Origin of the sequence: Stenotrophomonas capsici (genome assembly GCF_034961085.1) — a bacterium.
In the GTDB taxonomy this organism is placed as follows: Bacteria; Pseudomonadota; Gammaproteobacteria; order Xanthomonadales; family Xanthomonadaceae; genus Stenotrophomonas; species Stenotrophomonas capsici.
The window spans coordinates 23,920-48,604 of the sequence record NZ_JAYFUH010000260.1; the positions used below are offsets into that span (position 1 = coordinate 23,920).

Consider the following 24,685-nt stretch of genomic DNA (forward strand, 5'->3'; position numbering starts at 1 on the left):
GCCGGCCCGTGCGACGGCGTCAGTTGACCATCATGTGGAAGTGCATGCTCCAGATGATCCAGACCGAGAGCGCGACCACGATGAAAAGGATGACCAGCGTGAAAACGAAACTGGCCAGGTTCCAGCCGCCTTCCGAGGAGCGGTTCATGTGCAGGAAGTAGACCAGCTGCACGATGATCTGCACCACGGCGAAGGCCACCAGCAGGAACAGCGTCAACGGCCGCGACAGCGTCGGGTTCATCACCAGCAGGAACGGGATGACGGTCAGTACCGCGCAGATCACGAAGCCGATCAGGTAGGAACGGGTGGAACCGTGGCCGCCACCGGCGCGGGAAGTATCGATGTCGGACATGCTCAGAACGCTCCAACCAGATAGACGAAGGTGAACACGCAGATCCAGACCAGGTCCAGGAAGTGCCAGAACAGGCTCAGGCAGGAAATGCGGGTGACATTGGTGGCGGTCAGGCCGCGGCGATGCACCTGGTGCATCACCACCGCCATCCACAGCAGGCCGCTGGCCACGTGCAGGCCGTGGGTGCCGACCAGCGCGAAGAACGCCGACAGGTAGGCACTGGTGCTGGGCCCGGCACCTTCGTGGATCAGATGGCTGAACTCGAACAGCTCCATGCCGATGAAGGTGGCGCCGAGCGCGAACGTCACGCCCAGCCACGCCAGCACCGCCTGCTTGTTCTGGCGGTGCATGGCCAGCACGGCCTGGCCGTAGGTGATGCTGGAGAACAGCAGCACGAAGGTTTCCACCATCACGAACGGCAGCGAGAACAGCTCCTTGCCGGTCGGCCCGCCCGCATAAGCGGTGCTGAGCACCGCGTAGGAAGCGAACAGCGAGCCGAACAGCACCAGGTCGGACATGAGGTAGATCCACATGCCGAAGACCTTCATGCCGCCCTGCGCATGGCCGTGGTCATCGTGGCCGTGGTCGGCCACCGGCTCGGTGATGGCGGCGGTGTTGGACATCAGGTTCATGCGGTCACCCCGTGCTGCTTGAGCTTGCTCTGGTGCTGGTTCTCGATGCGCGTCACTTCCTCGGCGCTGACGTAGTAGTCCACGTCCTCGTCGTAGGAGCGCACGATCAGGGTCACGATCATCGCCACGAAGCTGGCGCCGGCCATCCACCAGATATGCCAGATCAAGGCGAAGCACAGCACCAGGATCCAGACGTTGAGGATCAGCGGCACGCCGGTGTTCTTCGGCATGTGGATCGGCGCGTAGGCCTTCGGTGGCGGTGGCAGGCCTTCCTTCTTGGCCTCATGGAAGGCATCGAGCTGGTCGGCCTTCGGTACCACGGCGAAGTTGTAGAACGGCGGCGGCGAGGGCGTTGCCCATTCCAGCGTGCGGGCATTCCACGGGTCGCCGGTGATGTCCAGGTTTTTCTTGCGGTCGCGGATGCTGACGTAGATCTGCACCAGCATCAGCACGATGCCCGCGAACACGAACAATGCACCGACGAAGGCCACGATCAGGTACGGTGTCCACGCCGGGTTGTCGTACTGGTTCATGCGCCGGGTCATGCCCATGAAGCCGAGCATGTACAGCGGCATGAAGGCCAGGTAGAAGCCGATCACCCAGCAGGCGAAGGACCACTTGCCCAGGCGCTCATTGAGGGTGAAGCCGAACACCTTCGGGAACCAGTAGGCGAAGCCGGCCAGGTAGCCGAACAACGCGCCACCGATGATGGTGTTGTGGAAGTGGGCGACCAGGAACAGGCTGTTGTGCAGCAGGAAGTCCGCGCCCGGGATGGCCAGCAGGACGCCGGTCATGCCGCCGATGGTGAACGTCACCAGGAAGGCGATGGTCCACAGCATCGGCACGCTGAACTCCACGCGTCCGCCGTACATGGTGAACAGCCAGGTGAAGATCTTCACGCCGGTGGGGATGGCGATGATCATCGTCATGATGCCGAAGAACGCATTGACGCTGGCGCCCGAGCCCATGGTGAAGAAGTGGTGCAACCACACCACGAACGACAGGATGCCGATCGCCAGCGTCGCGCCCACCATCGACTTGTAGCCGAACAGCTTCTTGCGCGCGAAGGTGGCGGTGACTTCAGAGAAGATGCCGAACGCCGGCAGTACCAGGATGTACACCTCCGGGTGGCCCCAGGCCCACACCAGGTTGACGTACATCATCGGGTTGCCACCCAGGTCATTGGTGTAGAAGTGGAAGTCCAGGTAGCGGTCCAGCGTCAACGCACCGAGCGCGACGGTCAGGATCGGGAACGCGGCGATGATGATCACGCTGGTGACCAGCACGGTCCAGGTGAACACCGGCATCTTCATCAGGGTCATGCCCGGCGCACGCATGCGCAGGATGGTGATGAACAGGTTGACGCCGGTCAGCAGTGTGCCCACGCCCGACGCCTGCAATGCCCAGATGTAGTAATCGACACCCACCCCCGGGCTGAACTCCAGCCCCGACAGCGGCGGATAGGCGACCCAGCCGGTCATCGCGAACTCGCCAACCCCCAGCGAGATCATCATCAACGCGGCGCCGACCACGAAGATCCAGAAGCTGAAGGCATTGAGGAACGGGAACGCCATGTCGCGCGCACCGATCTGCAGCGGCACGATGATGTTCATCAGGCCGACCACGAACGGCGTGGCGACGAAGAAGATCATGATCACGCCATGCGCGGTGAAGATCTGGTCGTAGTGCTCCGGCGGCAGGAAGCCCTCGCTGCCCGGGCCGGCGGCGGCCAGCTGCGCACGCATCATCAGCGCGTCGGCGAAGCCGCGCACCAGCATCACCAACGCCACCACGACATACATGATGCCGATCTTCTTGTGGTCCACGGTGGTGAACCAGTCGCGCCAGAGCGTGCCCCAGAGCTTGAAATAGGTCACCGCGCCCAGCAGCGCGAGGCCGCCGAGCACCATGCCCAACAATGTCACCACGACGATCGGCTCGTGCAGCGGCACGGCGTCCCACGTCAACTTGCCGAACATGCTCATTACTCCTGCGAGGCCTGGGTTTCTGCGTGATGGCCCGAACTGGCTGCGGTGTTCTCGCCCACGCCGATGAACTGGTCGATGACCTTCTTGAACAGCAGCGGCTCGACCGAGGCAAAGTGACGCACCGGCGCCTTGCGGCTGGGTGCGGCCAGCTGCTTGAACGCATCGAAGCTGAGCTGTTCCGGCGCACTGCGCACCTCGGCGACCCACGCATCGAACTGCGCATCCGTCATCGCGGTGGCGGTGAACTTCATGTTGGAGAAGCCGTGGCCGCTGTAGTTGCCGGACATGCCGCGGAACTCACCCGGTTCGTTGGCCACCAGGTGCAGCTGCGTGCGCATGCCGGCCATCGCGTAGATCTGCCCGCCCAGCTGCGGGATGAAGAAGGTATTCATCGTCGAGTTGGAGGTGATGTCGAACGCCAACTGGCGCTTGGCCGGGAAGTTGAGCTGGTTGACCGTGGCGATGCCCAGGTCCGGGTAGACGAACACCCACTTCCAGTCGGTGGCGATCACTTCCACGTGCAGCGGCTCGCCGGGGATGTCCAGCGGCTTGTAGGGGTCGAGGTCATGGGTGGACTTCCACACGATGGCGGCCAGCACCGCGATGATGATCAGCGGCACGCCCCACACCACCACTTCCACCTTGGTCGAGTGCGCCCAGTCGGGCATGTAGCGGGCGGCGGTATTGCCCGCGCGGTAGCGCCAGGCGAACACGAAGGTCAGCACGATGGCGGGGATCACCACGATCAGCATCAGCCCGATGCAGATCAGGATCAGGTCGCGCTGGGCCAGGCCCACGTCCCCCTTGGAGTCCAGCAACGCCCAGTTGCAGCCAGCCAATCCCACGCATGCCAAAGCGGCCAGCGCTGGGCGGATGCGTTTCCAGCAGATATTCATTGAAGGTCGACCCGGTTGAAGGAGCTGTTTGACCGAGGACATCCAGCACCCGGCGCGGGCGCGCGGAGCGGCTACACTGTCCATACGGCGGCACCTACAAAAGGAACTCCGCCCCAGTCAAGTCCATACAAGATACATCATTGTATGGCTTGATGCACATGCCATGTATGGAAGGTGCCTCCCCGATGCAGCAACACGCCACTGGCCGACGCCTGAAAAAGCCGAACCGGACCTGGGTCCGCCCATTCACCGAGGGTGCCGGCCCGCTGTACCTGCAGATCGCCCAGCAGGTCCGCGCCGCGGTCGATGACGGCGTGCTGCAACCGGGCGACCGGCTGCCGCCGCAACGCGACCTGGCCCAGCAGATGGGGGTGGACCTGACCACGGTGACCCGCGCCTATGCCGAGCTGCGCCAGTCCGAACTGCTCGACGCACAGGGCGCCGGCGGCACCTTCATCGCCCTGTCCGCCGGCAACAGCGCCACCTCGGTAGACCTGAGCATGAACATCCCCCCCTTGCTGGGCAGCGGACCGTTCGCGCAGGGCATGGAACGCGGCTTCCACCAGCTCAGCCAGCAACTGGGCCAGGGCGAGCTGATGAGCTACCACGTCGGCGCCGGCTCGCGCGAGGACCGTGCCGCGGCCGTGCAGTGGCTGGCCCCGATGCTGGGCACCGTCGCCCCGGAACGGGTGGTGATCTGCCCCGGCGCCCAGGCCGCGCTGTGCGCGATCCTGCTGGCCAGGACCCAACCCGGCGACGTGATCGCCGCCGAACAGCTCACCTATCCCGGCCTGCTGGCCGCCGCGCGCGTGCTGCAGCGGGGCATCGCGCCGATCGCGATGGACGCCGAAGGCATGCTCCCGGAGGCGCTGGAAGCGGCCTGCCAGCAGCGCAAGCCAAGCCTGGTCTACCTGATCCCCACCATCCAGAACCCGACCACGGCAACCCTGTCGCAGGCCCGCCGCAGCGCCCTGCTCGCGGTGGCACGCCGGTACGGCGTGGCCGTGGTCGAGGACGACCCATACTGGCTGCTGGCCGGCGATGCCGCCGCGCCGCTGGCCGTCGACAGCAGCCCGCAGGCGCCGGTCTACTACGTCTCCACCCTGTCCAAGTGCCTGGCGCCGGGCCTGCGCACGGCCTATCTGGTAGTGCCGCCGGGCGAGCCGATGGAACCGGTGCTCGACGCATTGCGTTCGATCGCGCTGATGCCGACCCAATCGATGGTGGCGGTGGCCTCGCACTGGATCCGCAGCGGCCAGGCCGACGAGATGGTGCGCCGCTTCCAGCAGGAACTGCGCCAGCGACAGCAGATCGCCGCACGCCTCCTGCCCACGCCCTACCAGGCGCATCCGGCAGGCCTGCACCTGTGGCTGCCGCTGCCCGCGCGGCTGGACCAGTACCGGCTGATCCAGACCGCGCAGGCCCAAGGCCTGGGCATCGCCAGCTCGGAGGCATTCAGCATCGAGGAGCAGGCCGGCAACGCGATCCGCCTGTCGCTGGGCGGGGCAGTCGACCAGCCCAGCCTGGCCGCAGCGCTGACCCGCCTGACCGAGATAATCTCGACAGCACCTGAGACGCGGACCCAGACCATCGTCTAGCCCCTCCCCGGTCATATCCATACAAAAATGATAGAGTTTTAATCTTGTATGGATATGCGTGTGCTTCGTTATGCGTCGGGACAAGCTGAAATTCCACCTGGTCATGTTCGGCTGCGCCGGCTTCGTCGGTCTGGCCCTGGCCTCGCTGGCCTATGTCTGCACCCGCCCGCAGACCGCCAGCGTGCAGGCCGCCGAACAGGCGGCCATCGCCCAGTGCTGGGAGCGCAGCCGCGCGCCTGACCGCACCGAGATCTACCGCCGCGCCCAGGCCGATTCGTGCCGGGAAATGGTCAAGCAGTACGAGCACAAGTTCGGCGCAGGCACTGCGTCGTGAACACCCCTCCCGCGACGCCTGCGCGTCGCCGTGGCATGCGCCTGCTGATCGCCGCGGCCTGCGTCTTCATGCTCGGCGTGGGCGTGGCGCTGTGGCAGTACTTCGGCTTCAGCGAACAGGCCAGCTTCGCCGAGCAGGCCATCGTGTTCGACGACGCGCAACTGCAGCTGCCGCTTGACCTGGCCGGTGCCAATGGCCGCATCCGCGTGGTGCACTTCTGGGACCCGGCCTGCACGGTCTGCAATCGCGAAACCGGTGCGCACCTGAGCTACCTGATCAGCATGTACCGCCGCGCCGGCATCGACTTCTATGCGGTGCGTCGTCCCGGCACCACCGGTGAGCTGCCCGACTACCTCAAGGGCCGCCTGCAGGAACTGCCCACCCTCACCGGCGTGGAGCAGATCCCGGCCAGCCCGGCGGTGGCGATCTGGGACCGCGATGGCCACCTCGCCTACGCCGGCCCGTACAGCATCGGCATGGTGTGCAACTCGGCCAACAGCTTCGTCGAGCCGATCCTGGACAAGCTGGTCTCCGGCAAGCCCGTGCGCCCGCGCGGCCTGCTCGCCGTCGGTTGTTATTGCCGCTGGCAAACCACGCCCTGACATCGCCATGTGCCTTCCCTTCGCCCTCGTTGCGCGGCGCCGCCGCGCGTCCACGAAAAACAGCGGGCACCCACTCCAACCGACCGATGGTTGTGAGCAGGCGCCCGCCGCTGAGGTAAACGATAGGGCACGACATCCTCCCTACATGGCGCGACCGTTTGTCGCAGCCCTGCCCCGCTTCCACGGAGGTGCGCGATGACCTGGATCGACAACGCGCTGGCCAGCAACGGGCCGATCTACCTGCGCATCGTCGATACGATCGAGCGCACCGTGAACACCGGCGAGCTGGCACCCGGGCATCGCCTGCCTTCGCAGCGTGCATTGGCCAAGCAATTGGGCATCGACCTGACCACGGTCACGCGCGCCTTCGATGAAGCGCGCCGGCGTGGCTTGATCGAGGCACGCGGACCGCAGGGCAGCTTCATCGCCCCGCCCAAGGCCGCCTTCGGGCAGCCGGTGGACATGAGCATGAACGTGCCGCCGGTACCGGATGCCGCCGCGTTGAATGACGCGTTGCGCCGCGGTGCCGCCGCCGTGCTCGCACGCAGCAACGCGCCCAACCTGATGACCTACCACCTCACCGGCGGCAGCCGCACCGACCTGCACGCGGCGACCGGCTGGCTGGAACCGATGCTGGGCAAGGTGGATGAAGCCCGGCTGGTGGTCGCCGAAGGCGCGCAGTTCGCCCTGACCGCGCTGCTGGTCAGCCAGACCCGCGAAGGGGATGCGCTACTGTGCGACCGGTTGGTCTACCCCGGTTTGCTGCAGTTGGCCGACTCGCTCGGGCGCCGCCTGATCGCGGTCGATGCCGATGCCGACGGCATGCGCCCGGACCAGCTGGAGCGTGCCGCGCGGCTGCACGGCGCACGCATGGTGTACTTCAACCCGACCTGCAACAACCCGACCGCGCTGACCATCCCGCCGCTGCGTCGCGCCGAACTGGCGCGCGTGCTGCAGCAACACGACCTGCTCGCCATCGAGGACGACCCGTACTGGCACCACGATGCCAGCAGGCCGGCGCCGATCGCGGCCTTCGCCCCGGCGCACGTGCACTACGTCTCCACCTTGTCCAAGGCGATCAGCCCCGGCCTGCGCACGGCGTTCGTGCATTGCCCGTCGGCCGCGCACGCCGAAACATTGGCGCGCGTGCTGCGGGCACTGTGCCTGATGGGCCAGCCGTTCGGCATGGCGCTGGCCAGCCAGCTGCTGCTGGACGGCTCGGCGCAGGCGCTGCTGGAGCAGGCCCTGGCTGAAGCACGCGAGCGCGCACGCCTGGCCGATCACCTGCTCAGCCCGTATCTGCGTGCGCAGGTCGGCGGCCTGCATGCCTGGTGCACGATGCCGCCACCGTGGACCGACACCGCGTTCGCACATGCAGCGCAGCTGCAGAGCCTGGCGGTCTCCCCGTCGTCCACTTTCAGTGCCGTGGACCAGCCCCTGCACGATGGTGTGCGGCTCTCCCTCGGGCTGGCGCCGGACCGCCGCCAACTGGAAAGTGCCCTGCGCCGCATCAACCAGCTGCTCACCGACACCGCCCCGGCACGCCTGCAGGGCTGAAACGCACGCCCCTCAGGCCACCGCGTCGGCCTGCTGCAATGCCTGCCAGGCGGCCTGCGTGCGCGCCTGCCAGTCCCCGTGCAAGGTCTGGTAGGGCACGCCGCGTGCGTCCAGCTCGCGCACATACCAATCGTGTTGCCACTGCCGGAATGCCGGGTCACGGCGGGTGCCATCCTGCACGAACGGCACGTCCGGCCCGCACAGCAGCACCAGGTCGTAGCGGCGCGTGGCCAGCGCGACCAGCGCCGGGGCAGCGCGATCGAACATCGCCTGCGCATACAGCAGCGTGGTCAACGGCGAGGTATCACAGACCAGCCAACGCCGCGCATCGGCCAGCAATTGCGTTTCACGCGCCACCTGGGTGCGCGCGATCCGCAGCAGGTCCGCCTCCTGCAGTACGCCATCCTGTGCTTCCCACAGCTCGCGGCCGTACTCGGCGGCATGCACACTGCCGCAGCGCTGGGCCAGATGGATCGCCAGCGTCGACTTGCCGGTCGATTCCCCGCCCAGCAGCACCACCCGGCGCACGAAGTCGCCGTACACCTGCGGCGCCAGCAGCTGCCGGTGCGCGTGCAGGTCGCGGCGGATCGCGGTGCCCGAGGTGGGCACGCGCACGCGCGCCGGGTCCACCGCGACATGCACGACCGCGCGCCCACCGCGCTGTTGCTGCTCCTGCGACAACACCTCGGCGAAGCCCGGCCCGTAGGCCTCGCTGGTGAACACCGCATCGACGTCGCTCCGTACGATCTCGTGCAGCAGCCAGGCCACGAATTGACGGTGCGTCGCATCGTCCTCGTCGTTGCGCGGCAGCACCCGCACCGGCACGCCGCGTTGTTGGCAGAGCGCGGCCAGCCGCGCGTCATCCAGCACCCAGTGCTGTGCCTGCGGATACAGATTGCGCAACCACTGCTCGCGCCGCGCCGGCCACAGGCCATCGAACTCGGGCCGGGTGTAGCTGACCACGACCAGCCGCTCGCAGGCGGCCTGCGCATGGTCCAGCAGCACCTGGTGCCCGCGGTGCAGCGGGCAGAACTTGCCCACCACCAGCCCCACGCGATGCGGCTTCACGCGCGCGCTTCCTGCGCCCGCCATAGCCGGTGCCAATGCCGCCACGCCAGCCAGGCGTTGAGCCAGTACGCGGCATACAGCACCGAGGTCAGGCTCAAGCCGCGCGAAGCGTACAGTGGCACGGCGATGCTGTTGACCAGTATCCACACCGGCCAGGTTTCCACCCGCCGCTGCATCAACAGCAGCTGTGCCAGCACCGACAGGCACAGCACCGCCGAGTCGGCGAACGGCGCATAGGCGTCGGTGAAACGGTGCAGCAGCGTGCCGTAGGCCAGTGCGGCCAGCACGGCGGCCACGCTCATCAGCACAAAGCTGCGCAACCGCGTGCGCTGGATCGGCAGCGCGGCATGGTTGGCGCTTGCATGCCAGTTCCACCAGCCGAACAGGCTGGCCACGACGAAGAACACCTGCAGCAGCACGTCGGCGTACAACTGGGTGTGCCAGAACAACAGGCCGAACAACGAGCAACCGACGATGCCGGTCCACCAGGTGTGCACGCTGTTGCGCGCGGCCAGCAGGATCGAAGCGGCAGCCATCACGTTGGCGGCGATTTCAAGAACGGTCATGCGGTGAAGCCTTCCGGTAAGTCAGTGGTGTATTGCAGCAGCTTGTCTTCGGCATGCAGCCGCTGCACCTGCACGGCGCGTCCGTCCAGGGCCTGTTGCAGGCGGGCGACGGCATCATCGGCCAACCCGGCCTCCGCCACCGGCAGGTGCAGGGTGATGCCCGCATCAGCGTGCTGGTGCACGCGGTAACGCGACAACGGCAACGGGGCCAGCGCGTGGCTCACGTCGATGTTGTTGATCCAGCGGCCGTTGGCAGTGAGGTAGCGCACCGGGCGCCGGCCCTGCAGGCCGACGATCATCGGCACGTCACCGGCCATCGCCAGTGCGCCGCGGTCGCCGGTGCGGTAGCGCAGCAGCGGCAGGCAGAAGTTGAAACCACCGGTCAGGGTGATCTCGCCTTCCTGCCCGGCCGGCAATGCCCGGCCCGCCGCATCCACCACTTCCACGTACATGCCCGGCTGCAGCAGCACATGGCCACCATAGGCATCGTCGTGCACCGCCAGCGGGCCAGCTTCGTTCATCGAGTACAGGTCCAGCACCGGGCAACCGAAGCGCGCTTCAAGCGCGGTGCGCAGGCCGGTCGACAAGGCCATCGACACCGACAGCAGCACGCGCGGGCGGTGCGAGAGTGGCAGTTGGAGCAGGGTGGCGAACGAGATCGGGTCGCCGGCGATCACTTCCGGCTGCATCTGGTCGATGTAGCGCGCGCGGTCGTCCACGTCGCGCCAATCGTTGGGGTGCAGGTTGATCTTGGCCAGCCCCGACTCATCCATCGTCGGCGTCACCGACACATAGGTGAAGCAGCGTTGCTGCATGCCCAGCAGCATCACCCCCATCTGCCCGCGCCCATGCTGCAGGCCGATGCCGAACCGGGCCAGCGCACGCTTGTGGTAGGCCAGGTAACGCGCGGCCACCACCGGGTGCGACGGCAGCACCAACGGATGGCCGGTGGTGCCGGTGGTACGGAAGTTCATCATCCGCTCCAGCGGCACCGGGTCGGGCACGAAGCGGGCGATGTCGGCGGCCAGGTCGCCCCGGTCGGTGGTCGGCAGCGCCTCGAACGCCGTGCCACGGCCGCGCGCACGAAAGTACGGCACCTGTGCATGCACCGCGTCGAGGAACCCCGCCAACCACGGCGGCGGCACACCGGGCTGCCATTCAAACCGTGCCGCCATCACCTGCTGCTCATAGGCACGCAGCTGCGTCACCTCCTCGGCCAACAGGCGGTTGCCGCTCTGGTTGCGGAAGATCGGCGCGGCCGGATGCTCGCGCATCCGCTGCAGCAAGCGCCGGCCCTCTTCGCTCAGGGTCGGATAGCGCTCGGCATCGGTGGGTGCCTGGCTCACTCGCGCGTCCACTTGTCCGCCGATTCCTCGGCCGCCTTGCGCGCCAGGGCTTCACGGATGGCACGTGCACGCGCTTCGGCGGCGCGGCTGGCCTCGAGCAGGCGGCGCCGCTCCACCCCGCTGACGCTGGCCAGCCGGTCGGCCGCCTGTGCCGCGGTTTCGCCGGCGGGCAACAGGCCCAGCCGCGCGATGGTGGTACGTGCCAGCTCTTCGCGCCGGTCCGGCTCCAGCACGTAACGCGTCGCCGCCGCCTCGGTCGCCAGCGCCGGCACCGCCTCGCTGAACAACGCCTGCAACTGTTCGCCATCGCGATCGAACGACTGCCACGTCGCATCGGCCAGCAACCACGCCATCACCGCCGACAGGCTCAACTGGTTCGCGTTGACCCCCTGCAATCCGCCCGACAAGGTCACACGCAGCGACGATGCCATCGCCGTGCCGTGCATCGCCAACACGTCGTTGACCACGGCGGCAACGTGCAGCTGCCCTTCGCGGCCGCGCCGTGGCGGGTCGAGGAAGTCCGGAGGCGTGTCGAGCAGGCGACGCAACAGGACGTCGAGCGACGGGCCGGTGGTCATGGGCATGTCAGGCATGAAAACAGGTTTCCTATTTGCCGGCTCATCGCCGCGCCTCCTGCTGGTAGTGACGGCGGCTGAAATCGCGGGCGAAGGCCAGCAGATCGGCCATGTCGCGCACCACATGGATGTCCCAGCCGGCGTCGCGGGCGCGCAGCAGGTCGGCGGTCCAACCCTTGGCCCCGGCCAGGTGATCGGGTAACGGGCTGTACAGGTTCAGTGCCATCGTGCCGCCGGCGCGGCCCGCGCGCAGTGCCTGCGCGGCCACGTCCCAGCCGCTGTTGCCACGTTCGTCGTCCTCGAACATCGTGGTGATGCCGTCGTCGGAGATATGCAGCATGTGCACGGCGCGCCCGGTGCGGCTGCGTTGCGCGTAGGTATCGCGCAGGCGATGGATCGGGAAGGCCGTGGCGCCGCCGAAGTAGCCGACCAGCACCCCCAGGATCGCGTTCTCGTCGCGGACGAAGCCCTCGGTGTGCAGGTACTGGTGCTTGCCACTCCACAAGGTCACCTGCACCCGTGCACCTGCGCGCAGCGCCGACAGCGCGATCACCGCGCCGGCCAGGGTCAGCCACGACGTTACCTGCTGCGGGTTGGGCATCGAGCCGGAGCTGTCCACGTACAGGTCCAGGTCGATCGGCTCGGCCGCCGGCTCGTTGCCGGGGGCATCGCCATAAACGCGCCGCACCGTGGTCGCGCCGGGCACCACCCGGGGCGACTGCATCAGTGTCTGCAGCCAGTCCACCGCATCGAGCGGGTCGCCCGGCTCCCACGGCTCCAGGCCTTCCATCTCCGGTTCCATCGCCTGGGGTTGTGCATGGACCGGGAAGCGGATCAGGTGCGGCAGCGCGCGTTCGCGGTAGTAGCGGATCGCCAACTGGCTGGGGTCCAGTTCCAGCCCGGCCGCGCGCAGGATCTCGCCGTACTCGAACGGCTCGCGCGCCTGGCCCACGCTGTGCGCGGTGGCCGGCTCGGCTTCGGGCTCGGCCGGGGCAGCGGCGTCCGATGCCTCGCCGGTGATGCGCGGGTCGTGCGCCGGGTGCACGGGCGGTTCCAGCTCGTCTTCCTCCAGTCGGTCCAACCCGGACGGCTGGCTGCCACGCCCGGCGTGGCGGGTATCCATCAACGCATCGACGCGCGCGTCGCTCACCGTCTCCAGCAGGTAGGGCAGCAGCAACGCCGAAAAGCGGTTAGCGCCGATCATCCATTCGTTCGCATAGGTGCGGATCACCCGCGCGCCGAGCCAGGCATCGCCGCGCAGGGCCGCATCGTCCACCGGCCCACCCAGGCTGCCGGCCGGCTGCTGCCACAGCTGCTCGTAGATGCCCATGTACAGGGTCCACAGCGGGGTGCTGCCCTGTGCGCCGGCCGCCAGGCGCTGGTAGACCTCGGCCATGCGCAGGCCGCACTGCCGCTGCAGGCGGTCGTTGATCAGCAGGTCGGTGTAGAGGTTGGCCACCATCGGCGCATGCGCCTCCAGCGTCGGCAACGCGCGATGGATGCGCGCCAGCAGGCGGGCATGGTCGGTGGCGGTGGCCGGCGCCAGGACGTGGTGGCCGATCTCGTGGGCGAGGATCTCGCGGGCGAACGCCTGCAGGCCGAGCTGCTGCACGCGCGGCAGGTCGATCACCACGCGCTGGTCGGCCAGCCGGATCATCGCGAAGCTGCCGGTCAGGCCTTCGGCGGCGGCGTCCACGCTGGAATCGCACAACCGTGGGTCCTGCAGCCGGGTGAACCGGCTCCAGTCGGCCAGCGCCTGCGGCCAGGCGGTACGCCAAGCGGCCAGCAACGCGTCGTGATCCGGCGAATTCACGCGACCTCCGGCACCACGCGCACGTGATGCGAATACGGCGAGTGGATCGCGATGCCGGCCGGTCCCGTCACCGCCTGCAGGCCCTCTTCGGGTGCCGCGAACCGCACGTGGCGTGCGCCGACCTGCACGCCCTGCGCATCCACCACCGCAGCGCGTGCCGGCGTCGCACTCGCCGCGGCGAACTCCGCCGCACTGGCAGGCAGCACCACGGCGCCGAAGGCATCGGCCAGCAGCAGGTGGTGACGCTCACCACTGCGCGCGATGAAGCCCAGCGCGCAGGCGCGCAGTTCCGGCGGCGCGGCGAACGGGCCGCCCAGGCCGGTGAAACCGCCCAGCAGTTGTCCCAGCGCCTCCACCGCCTGCGTGCGCGGGTTCCACCAGCGCTCCCGCTGCAGCTGTTGGCGCACCGCGTCCACCTGCCCGCCTGCGACGCCCAGGGCCTCGGCCACCAGGTGATCGGGCAGCTGCGCCGATTGCGCCAAGGCCGCCTCGCGCAGCTGCACCATGCCGGCCTGCCACGCGCACAGCGCGCCGACAGCGCGCAGTTGCGCGCCCGAAGTGCAGCGCGCGGCCAACGGCTGCATCGCGGCGATCCATTCCGGCACGCGCACGCCAGGCACGCTGTCCATCCGCACCACCGCATTGCTCAACGCGCCCAGCACCTGCAGCGGCTCGCGGGCAATCAGCGCCGCCGCCGGCGTGGCCAGTTGCTGCCAGGCCGCGTCCACCCACGGCAGGCGCGCGGCCGGGCCGGCCAGCCCCTGCGCGACCAGTTCCAGCCCGACCTCGAAGCCGGCCTCGGCCACCGCCAACGTGGCCGCCGCATCAACCTGCGCGACCGCCACGCACACCGGGTCCAGCGTCTGGGTGATGAAGGCCGACAAGGCCGCCGTATCGAAGCCGGGCCAGCGGTGCCGTGCCTCGGCCACGCGCTGGTTGAACAGGCTGCGCCGCTCGGCCAGTACACCGGCCAGTACCGACGACACCATCTCAGCGTGCCCGCAGCCAGTGCAGGTAATTGGTGTAGCGCTGGTGCAGGTACTTGAGCTTGAGCAGGTCGTCGTAGAGATGGCCGTACAGCTTGCGCCCCTTCACCCGCTCCTCGATCAACCGCTCGATGCGGGTCAAGCGTGCGCGCGTCTCGCGCTCGGTCACGCCGTCCAGCCCGCGTGCGAACTGCGCGGACAACTCCCCGACCGGGTCGTTGCGATCCAGGTCCAGACGGTCGTACTCGGCGTTGGACGCATCCAGCAGCCAGCGCAGCCAGCTCAGCCGGTCACTGCGGTAGGCCGCGTTCTCCGGCAGCGCGAAGAACGGCGCGTCCAGGTCGGGCTGCAGCTTGTCGTTGAGCACGAACGGCAGCACCTGGCGCACGTCGTCCAGCGCCACCGCCTGGTTGCCGCGGAACCACGCCAGCGCCTTGGCGTACACCAGCAGCGCGCTTAGGTTGCGCACCGACAGGCCGTTGCGGGTCTGGCAGCCCAGGTCCTTCATGCGGTCGCGGCCACTGTCGGCGGCGGTGGCCTGCGCCCAGTCGGTGCCGGCCAGGCGCACGGTGTCCTTGGTCAGGTACTCGAACTGCGCGCCGGCGGTCTCCATCAGCTCGAACTGGCTGCTGAAGAATTCGATGCGGCGGCGCACGTCGTCGGGCACGTCCACCGCACGGATCTGCGCCATCATCTGCTCGGACTCGGCCTCGCTGAAGATGATCTCGCGCGGCACCAGCTCCTCCGGCCGCAGGTTCTGCTCGATGCGCAGCAGCATCTCGTCCAGGAAGCGCGGGTTGAACGCCAGCGCCTGCACCACCACGTCGATGCGGTCGCGCAGCGCCTCGATCACCTGGTAGGTGCCGCCGCCGCGGTCGTCATTGGCGGTCAGGTACCACGCCGACTCCGGGCATTCGTAGACCTGGTTGAGGATCTCGGCGTAGTTGTCGCCCATCACCGTCAGCAGCGCGCTCTGGGTGCGGGTCGGGATGCGGTTGTACTCGTCGATGATCTTGACCCGCATGCCCAGCCAGTTGCGCCAGGCGATGCGGATCTGGCCCATGTCCTGCGCCGCCACCAGGTCCGCCGGCAAGGGGTTGCCGAGCAGGTCGGCGATGGTCATCTGCGGATGGCCATGCTGCATGGCGCGGCGCACCTCGCGCACCGGGTAGCCGGCCAGCACGCCCATCAGGATCGCGCTGGCGGTCTTGCCGCGGCCGGGGCCACCGACGAACAGGCATTTGCGCCGCGTGGCGAAGGTCAGCAGCGGCAGCAGCACGTAGCTGGAGTAGCTCTGTGCCGACGGCAGGGTCAGGGTACGGCGGGTATCGCCGACGCTGAAGCTCGCCGATGGGCCATCGTGGTACTCGATGTCGTAGTGCGGGCTGATGATGGCGTTGTTGACGATCCAGAAGTACGCCTGACGCAGCTTCTCATCCAACGCCAGTGGCGCGGCTTGGCCCGGGTCCTGCAGCTGCACCGGCCCTTCGTACAGCTCGGCCACGTCGAAACTGCGCGCGACCGGCTCGGCGCGGGGGTTGGTGGGCGCCTGCGACAGGCGCTGGAACAGGTTGAATGGCGACACCGGGCATCCCTTCGACAACGTGCCCGGATTCTAGCGTGGCTGCAATGATCCGCCGGTCATGTCCTGCACGGCAGGCTGCCTGCCAGCGCCGAGCCCTGCCCGGCGAAGCATTCCCGCTCCCGCGCGGCACCGCCACGCGTTACCCGCACGTCATCCGCGCGGCGGGATCAGGGCATCATCCAGCGCCGTCGCACGCTGCCACGCCGCGCGCTCGCGCAGGCGCTGCCCGTACCCGGCGAAGGCCGCGCGCTCGGGCAGGGTCTTGAACATCTGCCCCCACAGGATCTGGCTGCCGACGTAGACATCGGCCGCGCTGAACTGCTCGCCGAGCAACCACGGCCGCGCATCGGTGGCCACCTGCTCCAGCGTGTCGACCACCTGCTCGAAGCTGCCATAGCCCACCATGCCCGACCGCTCGGCCGGCGCCAGCAAGCCCAGTGCCTTGGCGCTGACCGCCGCCTCCACCGGGCCAGCGGCGAAGAACAGCCAACGCAGGTAACTGCCACGCAGTGGATCGTCATTGGCCGGGGCCAACCCGGCCTGCGGGAAGGCATCGGCCAGGTAGGCGCAGATGGCCGCGGCCTCGGTCACCACCACGCCCCGATGGACGATGGCCGGCACCTTGCCCATCGGGTTGATCGCCAGGTAGGCCGGGGCCTTGATGCTGTCGCCAAAGCTCAGCACCTCGGCCCGGTAGGGCTGGCCCACCTCTTCCAGCATCCAGCGCACGATGCGCCCGCGCGACATCGGGTTGGTGTAGAAGACGATCTCGTCGCTGCTGTTGCCCATGCCGGTTGCTCCGCGAAAGGAATGCGGAGTCTAGCGCCGGGCCTGTGCATCCGCCGCGGCGGGCATCTCAGTCGCGCGGCGGCGGCGGCGGGGGTGGCGGCTGCACGCCCTTGTCCTTCAGGCAGGCGTCCATGGCCTCGCGGTCATGGCCCTGCGGCGGTGCCGGCGGCTTTCCGCCCGTGTCACCGGGCTTGGGCAGCGTGATGCCGAGTGCGGTGGCGCATTCCTCCAGTGCCTGGGTGAATGCCGGATCCCGCGGCCGATGCCCGCGGTGTGACGCACCCGGTGGCGGCTCGCGGTGTTCGCCCGGCGGTGCCTGGTCCGGCGCGCTGGCGCTGGCATCGTTCATCCAGGCACCGGCCACCAGCGCCAGCCCGAGCAGTGCGGCGGTGGCCGGTGCATGCCCGCGCAGGGTTTCCATAGGCTTCATCGTTGTTGTCTCCGTTGTGGGCTAGGCGGCCGCAGCGTGCTGCAACGCGCCGGGAAGCGGCAGCAGGCGCGCGCGGATGCGGGCCTGCTGCCGTGGGGTGAACATCTGCTCGAACTTGCGGTGATCGCGCAGCGGGCCGGTGGCATCACGCTTCCAGGGTTCGTCGGCGCGTACCAGCGGCAGGCCGTGCGACGGGTGCCGCAGTGCGGCCGCGTCGCCGGGCAGGCCAAGGAAGGCACGCAGGCGCGCCAGCGTGGGGCCCGGTGCCTGCAGCACGTGTTCGTAACGCAGCAGCAGGTGGGCGGGATGTCCCTGCCAGCGCAGGCTTTCCTGCAGCGCCCGGTTCCAGCGGTCCACCGCCAGGTCCAGGTCGAGGAACGGTCGCCATGGCGGATAGCGGTGCGCGGCGGCATGCAGCGACGCCACCACTTCCGCGCCATCCCGCACCAGGTGGATCACCCGCGCGCCGGCGACGTGGCGCTGGATCTGCGTCAGGTAGAACAGGTGGTCAGGCGTCTTCTCCAGCCACGCACCGGCGCCGTGCCGCGCGCAGTACGCATCGAGCGCGGCCACGAACGCCTGCAGCTGCCGTTTCGCCGGCTGCCAGCGCGCCCTGGTGTCGATCGGACAGGCCAGCTCCGGGATGCCTTGCCATGCCCGCTGCACCTGATGGCGCGGCACCCAGCCCAGGCCGGCCTGGCAGCGGCGGCGCAGCTGCTGCAGCTGGCGCCACGGCGGCCCTGCCGCGCGCGCCTGCCTCCGGTGGTCCTCGCTACGCAGCAGCCGCTGCACGAAATGCGTTTCAGGCAACGACACCACCTGCGCCTGGGTGGCCAGCAGGTGCTGCAGCACGGTGGTGCCCGAGCGTGGACACCCCACCAGGAAGCACCGGCCCGGCACGGCCGCGCTCATCGCTCGACCTCGGCCAACGGCAGCGCCGCGGCACTGCGCGTCCAGGCCAGGACCTCACGCTGGAAGCGCCGGGCGAAGGCCTGGTCATTGCACAGGTAGTAGCTGCGCGCGGCGTGCGAGAGCCGCGCCAGCGCCGCCGCGTCCAGGGCCAGTGCCTGCTCGACCGCCGCGGCAATGCCTTCGCCGTCGACGAAGTAGCGGCGCGCCAGTCCGTCGGTCCGGCTGCCCGCCACCGGGATGTGGATGCCACGCTGCGCCGCCACCAGTTCGGCCATCGGCTCGGCGTCGGTCGTCAGCACCACCGCCCCCACGCTCAGCCCCTCCATCAGGTAGTGGCCGAAGCCCTCGGTCTCGGACGGGCACACATGGAACAGGCACTGGTTCTGCAGGGCCTGCAACGCGGCATCGTCGAGGTAGGCGATGCGGTGGTCGATGTTCGCCGCCACCACCTTGGCCGTGGCGATCTTCGGGTGCTGCACCACCACCAGCAGCGGCCAATGCGGATGCCGCTGCCAGGTGGCCAGCAGCGCCTGCGTACCCTTGGCCGAACTGCGCCCGGCCAGGTGCAGGAACACCCGCTGGCGTGGCACCGCCGCCTGCATCCGGTCCGGGCTGGTGAAGCCGATGTAGCGTGCGTCGCAGCCCAGCGCGTGGAAGATGCGTTCGGCATGGCGGGTCTTGCACAGCACCGCGTCGAAGGCCGGCAGCAGTGGCAGCCAGCGCTCCAGGAACCATTCCGGGTTGGGCACCAGCAGGTTGCGTTCGGCCAGCGGCAGGCAACGGCGGTAGACCCGCTCGGCGAACAGCTGCAGCGGCGCCTTGCCGTGCAGCAGCCGCCGGCCCCACAGGCCCAGCTCCTGCAGCCGCATGCGGCTGCGCCCGCCGATGCCCAGCCGCTCGACCCGGGCCTGCCCGGCCAGCAGGCCCGCCATCAGGTCCAGGTCCCGGCTCAGGCCCACCCCGTTCTCACGGCTGATCAGGCGTACTTGCGGAAGCCCCATCGACTGCACCCGGCGAAAAGAGGACGCAGTCTGCGCCCCCCCGATGGCCATGCGATGGCCCGCCCCTGGCACCGGCCACAAGCACTGACAAGCATTGACAAAGAGCGGCGCTATGATCGGCGGTCCGCCATACCGGCGCGGATGCCGGCACTCTTCCCTTCGCTGAAGGAACCCCATGTCCAGCCATATCCTGGTGGTCGACGATGATCCGGACCTGCGCCGCCTGATCGCCGATTTCCTTGCCCAGCACGGCTTCCACGTCGCCACCGCCGAGAACGCCGCCCAGCTGCGGCTGGCCGTGCGCGACCAGCGCCCCGACCTGATCGTGCTGGACGTGATGATGCCCGGCGAGGACGGCCTCAGCGCCGTGCGCCAGCTGACCAGCGAACGCAATCCGCCGCCGGTGATCATGCTCAGCGCGCTGGGCAGCGACACCGATCGCATCATCGGCCTGGAAGTCGGCGCCGACGATTACCTGTCCAAGCCCTGCAACCCGCGCGAGCTGCTGGCGCGCATCCGCGCCCTGCTGCGGCGGGCGCAGACCAGCGTGGAGCCGACCTCCTCGGCGCCGCATCCGATCTACGAATTCGGCGGCTGGCGGCTGGATGCCCTGCACCGCGACCTGCGCGACCCGGAGGGCACCTACATCTCGCTGTCCGACGGTGAGTTCACCCTGCTGCGCAGCTTCGTCGAGCATCCCCAGCGGGTGCTCAGCCGCGACCAGCTGCTCACCCAGGCCCGCGGCCAGGACTGCGAGGTCTACGACCGCGCCATCGACAGCCAGATCAGCCGCCTGCGCCGCAAGCTCAACGAGCGCGGCCACCCGGAACTGATCCGCACCGTCCGCAACGAAGGCTACCTGCTGCTGCCCACGGTCCGCCGTTTGTGAAGCCCCTGCCGATCTTCGCCCGCACCTTCCTGCTGCTGCTGGGCGCGCTGCTGGTGGCGCTCGCGCTGGGTTTCGGGCTGTTGCTGACCCGGCCGCCGGTGCGGCCGGTGGGCGTGCCGCTGTCCGAGGTGGTGGCGCTGCTGTCCAGCCAGTTGCCACCCACCAACAGCCGGCTGACCGTCACCGACAGCGCGCAACGCCCGGCCTGCCCGGATGGCCAGCAGGAAGACTGGTTCATGGGCCGGCGCCTGGCCGGCTGGATGAACGTTGACGTGGATGCCCTGCACTACTGCCGCGGCATGCGCCTGCCGGTACCGGTGGACGTCCTGCGCCAGAGCCGCCAATGGCAACGTCCGTTCGATCCGACCCGTCCGCCCGGGCATGGCCCCGGGCCCGGCCCGGGTTTCGATCCGGACGACCGCCCGCCACCGGTGGCCGACCAAGCCCCGCGGCAACCGCCTTCGCCCGACGACATCCGCCGCGCCAACGCGCCACTGTTCGGCGACTTCTTCGTGGCGGTGCGCAAGCCGGATGGGCATTGGCGCAGCGTGACCCACCGCATGCCCGGCGCGCTGCCCAGCGTGGCGCGCCACGTGCTGGTGCTGTTCCTGCTCGGTGCGGCGGTGATGCTGCCGTTGGCCTGGTGGTTCTCGCGCGCGCTGTCGGCACCGATCCGCCGCTTCGCCCAGGCCGCCGACCGGCTCGGCAGCAACCCCGGCGCGCCGCCGCTGGACCGCAGTGGCCCGGCCGAGCTGGCCCGCGCCGCCGATTCGTTCAATGCCATGCAGGCCCGCATCAACCGCCTGCTGGACGAACGCACCCGCACCATCGGCGCGATCGCGCACGACCTGCGCACGCCGTTGGCGCGGCTGTCGTTCCGCCTGCATGCGCTGCCGGAGGAGGCCCGCGACAAGGCCAGCGCCGACATCGCCGAGATGAACACCATGATCACCGCCGCGCTGGATTTCCTGCACGGGCAGTCACAGCGCGGCCCACGCAGCCGCCTGGACTTTGCCTCGCTGGTGGAAAGCGTGGCCGGTGACTTGGCCGACACCGGGCACGATGTCACCGTTACCGCCTCCGAGCCGGCGCTGGTCAGCGGCGACCCGCTGGCGTTGCGGCGCGCCCTGTCCAACCTGATCGACAACGCCCTCAAGTACGGCCAGCACGCGCGGCTGCGCCTGCAGCGCGAGGGCTGCAACGTGGTGCTGGACGTGGACGATGATGGCCCCGGCATCGACCCCGCGCGCGAGGACGAATTGTTCCTGCCGTTCGCGCGTGGCGAGGAATCGCGCAACCGCGATACCGGCGGCATCGGCCTGGGCCTGTCGGTGGCCCACAGCGTGGTGCTCGACCACGGCGGCACCCTGCGCCTGCGCAATCGCGACGATGGTGGGCTGCGGGCGACGCTGAGCCTGCCCTGCCTGTCGCCGGACCTGGCCAACGGCTGAGCCGCCCATCGCCGCGTTCAGCCGTGCACGGGAAGGCAGGGCTGCACCGGCAACGGTCGGAACGGAGCGGTGGCGGGAAGCGGATTGCGCCCCGCGCCGGCTCAATAGGCGAAGGTCGTGAACACCGGGTCGATGTTGCCGTTCCATGCCCCATGGAACAGTTCCAGCTTGCGCTCGGCCGCGGTCTTGCCCGAATCCACGATTTCCTGCAGCACGTCCAGGAACCGCGTTTCGTCCTGGCCATCGCCATTGAGCGCGGCACGACGGCGCAGGCCGTCGCGCGAGATCTCCAGCGCGCGGCGCGCCAGGTCACGCACCGTGCCGTCGCGGAACGGCAGGTGCATCGCGTGCTTCGGCACGCCGTCGCGCAGCGCGTGGCGCTCGGCCAGGCTGAAATCCTTGACCAGGTCCCAGGCCGCGTCCAGCGCGGTCTGGTCGTACAGCAGCCCCACCCAGAACGCCGGCAGCGCGCAGATGCGGCTCCACGGGCCGCTGTCGGCGCCACGCATCTCCAGGTACTTCTTCAGCCGCACTTCCGGGAACGCGGTGGTCATGTGGTCCGACCAGTCGCGCAGGGTCGGCAACGCGCCCGGCAGCACCGGCAGCCTGCCCTGCAGGAAGTCGCGGAAGCTCTGGCCGCTGGCATCGTGGTAGATGCCGTCGCGGTAGGAGAAGTACATCGGCACGTCGAGCAGGTAGTCCACGTAACGCTCGTAGCCAAAACCGTCCTCGAACACGAAGTCGAGCATGCCGGTGCGGTCGGCGTCGGTGTCGGTCCAGATGTGCGAGCGGTAGCTCAGGTAGCCGTTGGGCTTGCCTTCGGTGAACGGCGAATCGGCGAACAGCGCGGTGGCGATCGGCTGCAGCGCCAGCGACACGCGGAACTTCTTCACCATGTCCGCTTCGCTGGCGTAATCAAGATTGACCTGCACCGTGCAGGTGCGGGTCATCATGTCCAGGCCGAGCGAGCCGACCTTGGGCATGTAGCTTTTCATGATCTGGTAGCGGCCCTTGGGCATCCACGGCATGTCCGCGCGCGTCCACTTGGGCTGGAAACCCATGCCCAGGAAGCCCAGCTGCATCTCGCCGGCCACCTGCGCCACCTCGTTGAGATGCGTGCCGGTTTCCACGCAGGTCTGGTGGAGGGTCTCCAGGGCCGCGCCGGACAACTCCAGCTGCCCGGCCGGCTCCAGCGACACCGACGCGCCGTCGCGCAGCAGCGCGATGGTGCAGCCGTTCTCCAGCACCGGCTCCCAGCCAAAACGGGTCAAGCCGGTCAGCAGTGCCTCGATGCCGCGGTCACCGTCGAAGGTCGGCGGGCGCAGGTCATCCAGCCGGAAGCCGAACTTCTCGTGCTCGGTGCCGATCCGCCATTGCGCCTTGGGCTTTTCGCCGGAAGCAATGCTCTGGACCAGTTGGTCGCGGTCAGTGATGGGGGTATCGGCGACGTGGCTGGGGCTCGACAAGGGCAGGCTCGCAAGGTTCTGTTCTGGGCGGGGATGTGGGGACCCGGCCCCGGCATCACAAGTGCGCACTATATCGCGGAGCCCGTTATCCACCGGTCACCGTGGCGGTTTTCAGCATCCCACCGGCAACGGCTTGACCGGCCCCTGCCGGCGCCCCGGACGCGCCGCCGGCGCGGCATGCAGCTGATAACGCGTTTGATTCCGCTGGCACCGGGCCATGCGTCCTACACTGTCCGGCATGACCCGCACCCCGCATCGCGAAATCCACCGTTCCGACCGCGTCGGCTGGCTGCGTGCCGCCGTGCTGGGCGCCAACGACGGCATCGTCTCGGTCGCCGGCCTGGTGGTCGGCATCGCCGCCAGCGGCGCCCCGGCGTCCACCGTGCTGGCCACCGGCGTGGCCGGCACCGTTGCCGGCGCGATGTCGATGGCTGCCGGCGAGTATGTCTCGGTGCAGTCCCAGGCCGACACCGAACACGCCGACCTGGCGGTCGAGCGCCGCGAGCTGCACGAGGACCCGCACAGCGAACTGCAGGAGCTGGCGATGATCTACCGCCAGCGCGGCCTGTCGCCGGAACTGGCCCAGCAGGTCGCCGAGCAGCTCACCGCGCACGACGCGCTGGCCGCGCATGCCCGCGACGAACTGGGCATCACCGAGGAGCTGCGCGCCCGCCCGCTGCAGGCCGCGTTGGCTTCGGCCGGTGCCTTCATCACCGGCGCGGCCCTGCCGGTGCTGACCACGGTGTTGGCCCCGCATGCGCACGTGGCACCGATCACCACCGCGGCTACCCTGGTCGGGTTGAGCATCACTGGCGCGCTGGCCGCGCAGGCCGGCGGCGCACCGGTGCTGCGCGGTGCCTTGCGGGTGATGTTCTGGGGTGCGTTGGCTATGTCCGCAGCCGCCGGCATCGGTCAGTTGTTCAATACTGCGGTCTAAGCCATGAACCTGCCCGCCGACCATGCCACCCAGGTGCTGGCCCAGTTTGCCTCGTTGGCCGACTGCCAGTTCGCCAATGGCTACGCCTGCATCACCGCCCGACGCGAACACGGTGCCAGCTCGGTGGAGATTCCACAGCCGCAGTTCGCCATCCTGCTGCAGGGGCGCAAGCAGGTCCGTACCGCCCAGCAGTCGCTGGATCTGGGGCCGGGGGATCTGTTCGTGGTCACCCGCCGCTGCCGCTTCGACGTGGTCAACAGTCCCGACCCCGACACCGGCAGATATGTGAGCGCCATCGTGCCGTTCTGTCCCGATGTACTCAGCGCCGCGCGGATGTTGTGGAACGAACCGCTGCCCGAACCCGGGCAGGCGCTGGCCGTACAGCCGCTGCACGAACACGCCCCGATCCTGCTGCAATGGCGGCAGGCATTGCGCGAAGCCCGTTACAGCGAGGCCCGCTCGGCGCTGGCCACCTTCACCCTGACCCTGTGCCGGCGCGGTCTGGGCGGCCTGCTGATTCCCCCCGAACCCGGCCTGGGCGAACGCATCCGCGATCTGGTCGCCGCACAACCGGAACGCGACTGGCAGTCGCGCGATTTTGAACAGCATCTCGGCATCAGCGGCGCCACCCTGCGGCGACGTCTGGCAATGGAAAAACTCGGACTGCGCGAGCTGGTCGTCGATGCCCGTCTGGCCCATGCCATGCAGCTGCTTTACACCACCCGGCTGCCGCTCAAGACGGTGGCCTCACGCTCCGGCTACAGCTCGCTGGCCAGCTTCAACAAGCGCTTCGTCGACCGCTACGGCATGGAACCGGCAGACATCGGCAACGACTGAGCACCACGAGCGGTTCGCGCACCATTCTGAGCGGAACGCTCGCCGCAACCGACGCACCATGCAGACACCGCGGCG

At 68.9% G+C, this 24,685-nt stretch carries 24 protein-coding genes; 8 read left to right on the forward strand and 16 right to left on the reverse strand.

Features of this window, described 5'->3' with window-relative positions:
- Positions 1–19: 19 nt before the first annotated feature.
- Genes cyoD through cyoA form a run of 4 tightly spaced genes read right to left on the reverse strand, consistent with a single transcriptional unit; the run spans position 20 to position 3,868 of the window.
- Positions 20–352 carry a cytochrome o ubiquinol oxidase subunit IV gene (cyoD, locus tag VA603_RS18605; protein ID WP_132865615.1) on the reverse strand — a complete coding sequence of 111 codons (333 nt, stop codon included), beginning with the start codon at positions 350–352 and terminating at the stop codon, positions 20–22.
- A 2-nt stretch (positions 353–354) separates the two neighbouring features.
- Positions 355–975, reverse strand: a complete 621-nt coding sequence (gene cyoC, locus VA603_RS18610; protein WP_425603753.1) for a cytochrome o ubiquinol oxidase subunit III — start codon at positions 973–975, stop codon at positions 355–357.
- 5 nt (positions 976–980) lie between these two features.
- A complete protein-coding gene (gene cyoB / locus VA603_RS18615) occupies positions 981–2,963 on the reverse strand; it encodes a cytochrome o ubiquinol oxidase subunit I (RefSeq protein ID WP_323439714.1) in 1,983 nt (660 codons plus the stop codon).
- Between the two features lie 5 nt (positions 2,964–2,968).
- Complete coding sequence (gene cyoA / locus VA603_RS18620; protein ID WP_323439715.1) at positions 2,969–3,868, reverse strand: ubiquinol oxidase subunit II; 900 nt, start codon at positions 3,866–3,868, stop codon at positions 2,969–2,971.
- 185 nt (positions 3,869–4,053) lie between these two features.
- Here cyoA and VA603_RS18625 point away from each other — a divergent pair, with 185 nt between their 5' ends.
- The 4 genes from VA603_RS18625 (at position 4,054) to VA603_RS18640 (ending at position 7,959) form a co-directional block, all read left to right on the forward strand.
- Complete coding sequence (locus VA603_RS18625; RefSeq protein ID WP_323439716.1) at positions 4,054–5,466, forward strand: aminotransferase-like domain-containing protein; 1,413 nt, start codon at positions 4,054–4,056, stop codon at positions 5,464–5,466.
- Between the two features lie 70 nt (positions 5,467–5,536).
- Positions 5,537–5,800: a hypothetical protein gene (locus VA603_RS18630; protein ID WP_132865620.1), complete on the forward strand. Its 264-nt coding sequence runs from the start codon at positions 5,537–5,539 to the stop codon at positions 5,798–5,800.
- On the forward strand, positions 5,797–6,402 hold the full coding sequence (locus tag VA603_RS18635; protein ID WP_323439717.1) for a DUF6436 domain-containing protein: 606 nt from the start codon (positions 5,797–5,799) through the stop codon (positions 6,400–6,402). The genes VA603_RS18630 and VA603_RS18635 overlap by 4 nt, the downstream gene beginning before the upstream one ends.
- Before the next feature lie 195 nt (positions 6,403–6,597).
- Complete coding sequence (locus VA603_RS18640; RefSeq protein ID WP_323439718.1) at positions 6,598–7,959, forward strand: aminotransferase-like domain-containing protein; 1,362 nt, start codon at positions 6,598–6,600, stop codon at positions 7,957–7,959.
- Positions 7,960–7,971: 12 nt separating this feature from the next.
- On the opposite strand, the gene VA603_RS18645 is transcribed toward VA603_RS18640, so the two are convergent.
- The 11 genes from VA603_RS18645 to VA603_RS18695 all read right to left on the reverse strand — a co-directional run bounded on the left by VA603_RS18645 (position 7,972) and on the right by VA603_RS18695 (position 19,081).
- Positions 7,972–9,027, reverse strand: a complete 1,056-nt coding sequence (locus VA603_RS18645) for an AAA family ATPase (RefSeq protein ID WP_323439719.1) — start codon at positions 9,025–9,027, stop codon at positions 7,972–7,974.
- The gene (gene pnuC / locus VA603_RS18650; RefSeq protein WP_323439720.1) at positions 9,024–9,593 is read right to left on the reverse strand and encodes a nicotinamide riboside transporter PnuC; all 570 of its coding nucleotides are present in this window, start codon (positions 9,591–9,593) and stop codon (positions 9,024–9,026) included. The genes VA603_RS18645 and pnuC overlap by 4 nt, the downstream gene beginning before the upstream one ends.
- On the reverse strand, positions 9,590–10,939 hold the full coding sequence (locus tag VA603_RS18655) for an AMP-binding protein (RefSeq protein ID WP_323439721.1): 1,350 nt from the start codon (positions 10,937–10,939) through the stop codon (positions 9,590–9,592). The genes pnuC and VA603_RS18655 overlap by 4 nt, the downstream gene beginning before the upstream one ends.
- The gene (locus VA603_RS18660; protein WP_323439722.1) at positions 10,936–11,532 is read right to left on the reverse strand and encodes a hypothetical protein; all 597 of its coding nucleotides are present in this window, start codon (positions 11,530–11,532) and stop codon (positions 10,936–10,938) included. The genes VA603_RS18655 and VA603_RS18660 overlap by 4 nt, the downstream gene beginning before the upstream one ends.
- Positions 11,533–11,557: 25 nt before the next feature.
- Complete coding sequence (locus VA603_RS18665) at positions 11,558–13,327, reverse strand: hypothetical protein (RefSeq protein WP_323439723.1); 1,770 nt, start codon at positions 13,325–13,327, stop codon at positions 11,558–11,560.
- Positions 13,324–14,316: a hypothetical protein gene (locus VA603_RS18670; RefSeq protein WP_323439724.1), complete on the reverse strand. Its 993-nt coding sequence runs from the start codon at positions 14,314–14,316 to the stop codon at positions 13,324–13,326. The genes VA603_RS18665 and VA603_RS18670 overlap by 4 nt, the downstream gene beginning before the upstream one ends.
- 1 nt (position 14,317) lies before the next feature.
- A complete protein-coding gene (locus VA603_RS18675; RefSeq protein WP_323439725.1) occupies positions 14,318–15,898 on the reverse strand; it encodes an AAA family ATPase in 1,581 nt (526 codons plus the stop codon).
- 150 nt (positions 15,899–16,048) lie between these two features.
- Positions 16,049–16,687 (reverse strand): glutathione S-transferase family protein, encoded by a 639-nt coding sequence (locus VA603_RS18680; RefSeq protein WP_132865627.1) that lies wholly within the window; start codon positions 16,685–16,687, stop codon positions 16,049–16,051.
- 67 nt (positions 16,688–16,754) lie between these two features.
- Positions 16,755–17,117, reverse strand: a complete 363-nt coding sequence (locus VA603_RS18685; RefSeq protein ID WP_323439726.1) for a hypothetical protein — start codon at positions 17,115–17,117, stop codon at positions 16,755–16,757.
- 21 nt (positions 17,118–17,138) lie between these two features.
- Positions 17,139–18,029 (reverse strand): sulfotransferase family protein, encoded by an 891-nt coding sequence (locus VA603_RS18690; protein WP_323439727.1) that lies wholly within the window; start codon positions 18,027–18,029, stop codon positions 17,139–17,141.
- Positions 18,026–19,081, reverse strand: coding sequence for a glycosyltransferase (locus tag VA603_RS18695; RefSeq protein WP_425603749.1), 1,056 nt, complete (start codon positions 19,079–19,081; stop codon positions 18,026–18,028). The genes VA603_RS18690 and VA603_RS18695 overlap by 4 nt, the downstream gene beginning before the upstream one ends.
- A gap of 124 nt (positions 19,082–19,205) precedes the next feature.
- Between VA603_RS18695 and VA603_RS18700 the strand changes: the two genes are divergently transcribed.
- Both VA603_RS18700 and VA603_RS18705 read left to right on the forward strand, forming a co-directional pair.
- Positions 19,206–19,919, forward strand: coding sequence for a response regulator (locus VA603_RS18700; RefSeq protein ID WP_132865631.1), 714 nt, complete (start codon positions 19,206–19,208; stop codon positions 19,917–19,919).
- Positions 19,916–21,370, forward strand: a complete 1,455-nt coding sequence (locus VA603_RS18705) for an ATP-binding protein (RefSeq protein WP_323439728.1) — start codon at positions 19,916–19,918, stop codon at positions 21,368–21,370. Before VA603_RS18700 ends, VA603_RS18705 begins: the two co-directional genes overlap by 4 nt.
- Positions 21,371–21,471: 101 nt before the next feature.
- Here VA603_RS18705 and VA603_RS18710 read toward each other — a convergent pair whose 3' ends face one another.
- Positions 21,472–22,836, reverse strand: coding sequence for a glutamate--cysteine ligase (locus VA603_RS18710; protein WP_323439729.1), 1,365 nt, complete (start codon positions 22,834–22,836; stop codon positions 21,472–21,474).
- A gap of 238 nt (positions 22,837–23,074) precedes the next feature.
- Here VA603_RS18710 and VA603_RS18715 point away from each other — a divergent pair, with 238 nt between their 5' ends.
- The gene (locus VA603_RS18715; protein ID WP_132865634.1) at positions 23,075–23,773 is read left to right on the forward strand and encodes a VIT1/CCC1 transporter family protein; all 699 of its coding nucleotides are present in this window, start codon (positions 23,075–23,077) and stop codon (positions 23,771–23,773) included.
- 3 nt (positions 23,774–23,776) lie between these two features.
- Entirely contained in the window at positions 23,777–24,610 is an 834-nt protein-coding gene (locus VA603_RS18720; protein ID WP_132865635.1) for a helix-turn-helix domain-containing protein, read from the forward strand.
- Positions 24,611–24,685: the final 75 nt, after the last annotated feature.

What these genes read in the sequence shown, in the direction of transcription:
- cyoD (WP_132865615.1), bottom strand. Translation starts at nt 352, where the DNA reads ATGTCCGACATCGATACTTCCCGCGCCGGTGGCGGCCACGGTTCCACC.
- cyoC (WP_425603753.1), bottom strand. Translation starts at nt 975, where the DNA reads ATGTCCAACACCGCCGCCATCACCGAGCCGGTGGCCGACCACGGCCAC.
- cyoB (WP_323439714.1), bottom strand. Translation starts at nt 2,963, where the DNA reads ATGTTCGGCAAGTTGACGTGGGACGCCGTGCCGCTGCACGAGCCGATC.
- cyoA (WP_323439715.1), bottom strand. Translation starts at nt 3,868, where the DNA reads ATGAATATCTGCTGGAAACGCATCCGCCCAGCGCTGGCCGCTTTGGCA.
- VA603_RS18625 (WP_323439716.1), top strand. Translation starts at nt 4,054, where the DNA reads ATGCAGCAACACGCCACTGGCCGACGCCTGAAAAAGCCGAACCGGACC.
- VA603_RS18630 (WP_132865620.1), top strand. Translation starts at nt 5,537, where the DNA reads ATGCGTCGGGACAAGCTGAAATTCCACCTGGTCATGTTCGGCTGCGCC.
- VA603_RS18640 (WP_323439718.1), top strand. Translation starts at nt 6,598, where the DNA reads ATGACCTGGATCGACAACGCGCTGGCCAGCAACGGGCCGATCTACCTG.
- pnuC (WP_323439720.1), bottom strand. Translation starts at nt 9,593, where the DNA reads ATGACCGTTCTTGAAATCGCCGCCAACGTGATGGCTGCCGCTTCGATC.
- VA603_RS18660 (WP_323439722.1), bottom strand. Translation starts at nt 11,532, where the DNA reads ATGCCTGACATGCCCATGACCACCGGCCCGTCGCTCGACGTCCTGTTG.
- VA603_RS18670 (WP_323439724.1), bottom strand. Translation starts at nt 14,316, where the DNA reads ATGGTGTCGTCGGTACTGGCCGGTGTACTGGCCGAGCGGCGCAGCCTG.
- VA603_RS18680 (WP_132865627.1), bottom strand. Translation starts at nt 16,687, where the DNA reads ATGGGCAACAGCAGCGACGAGATCGTCTTCTACACCAACCCGATGTCG.
- VA603_RS18685 (WP_323439726.1), bottom strand. Translation starts at nt 17,117, where the DNA reads ATGAAGCCTATGGAAACCCTGCGCGGGCATGCACCGGCCACCGCCGCA.
- VA603_RS18690 (WP_323439727.1), bottom strand. Translation starts at nt 18,029, where the DNA reads ATGAGCGCGGCCGTGCCGGGCCGGTGCTTCCTGGTGGGGTGTCCACGC.
- VA603_RS18695 (WP_425603749.1), bottom strand. Translation starts at nt 19,081, where the DNA reads ATGGCCATCGGGGGGGCGCAGACTGCGTCCTCTTTTCGCCGGGTGCAG.
- VA603_RS18700 (WP_132865631.1), top strand. Translation starts at nt 19,206, where the DNA reads ATGTCCAGCCATATCCTGGTGGTCGACGATGATCCGGACCTGCGCCGC.
- VA603_RS18715 (WP_132865634.1), top strand. Translation starts at nt 23,075, where the DNA reads ATGACCCGCACCCCGCATCGCGAAATCCACCGTTCCGACCGCGTCGGC.
- VA603_RS18720 (WP_132865635.1), top strand. Translation starts at nt 23,777, where the DNA reads ATGAACCTGCCCGCCGACCATGCCACCCAGGTGCTGGCCCAGTTTGCC.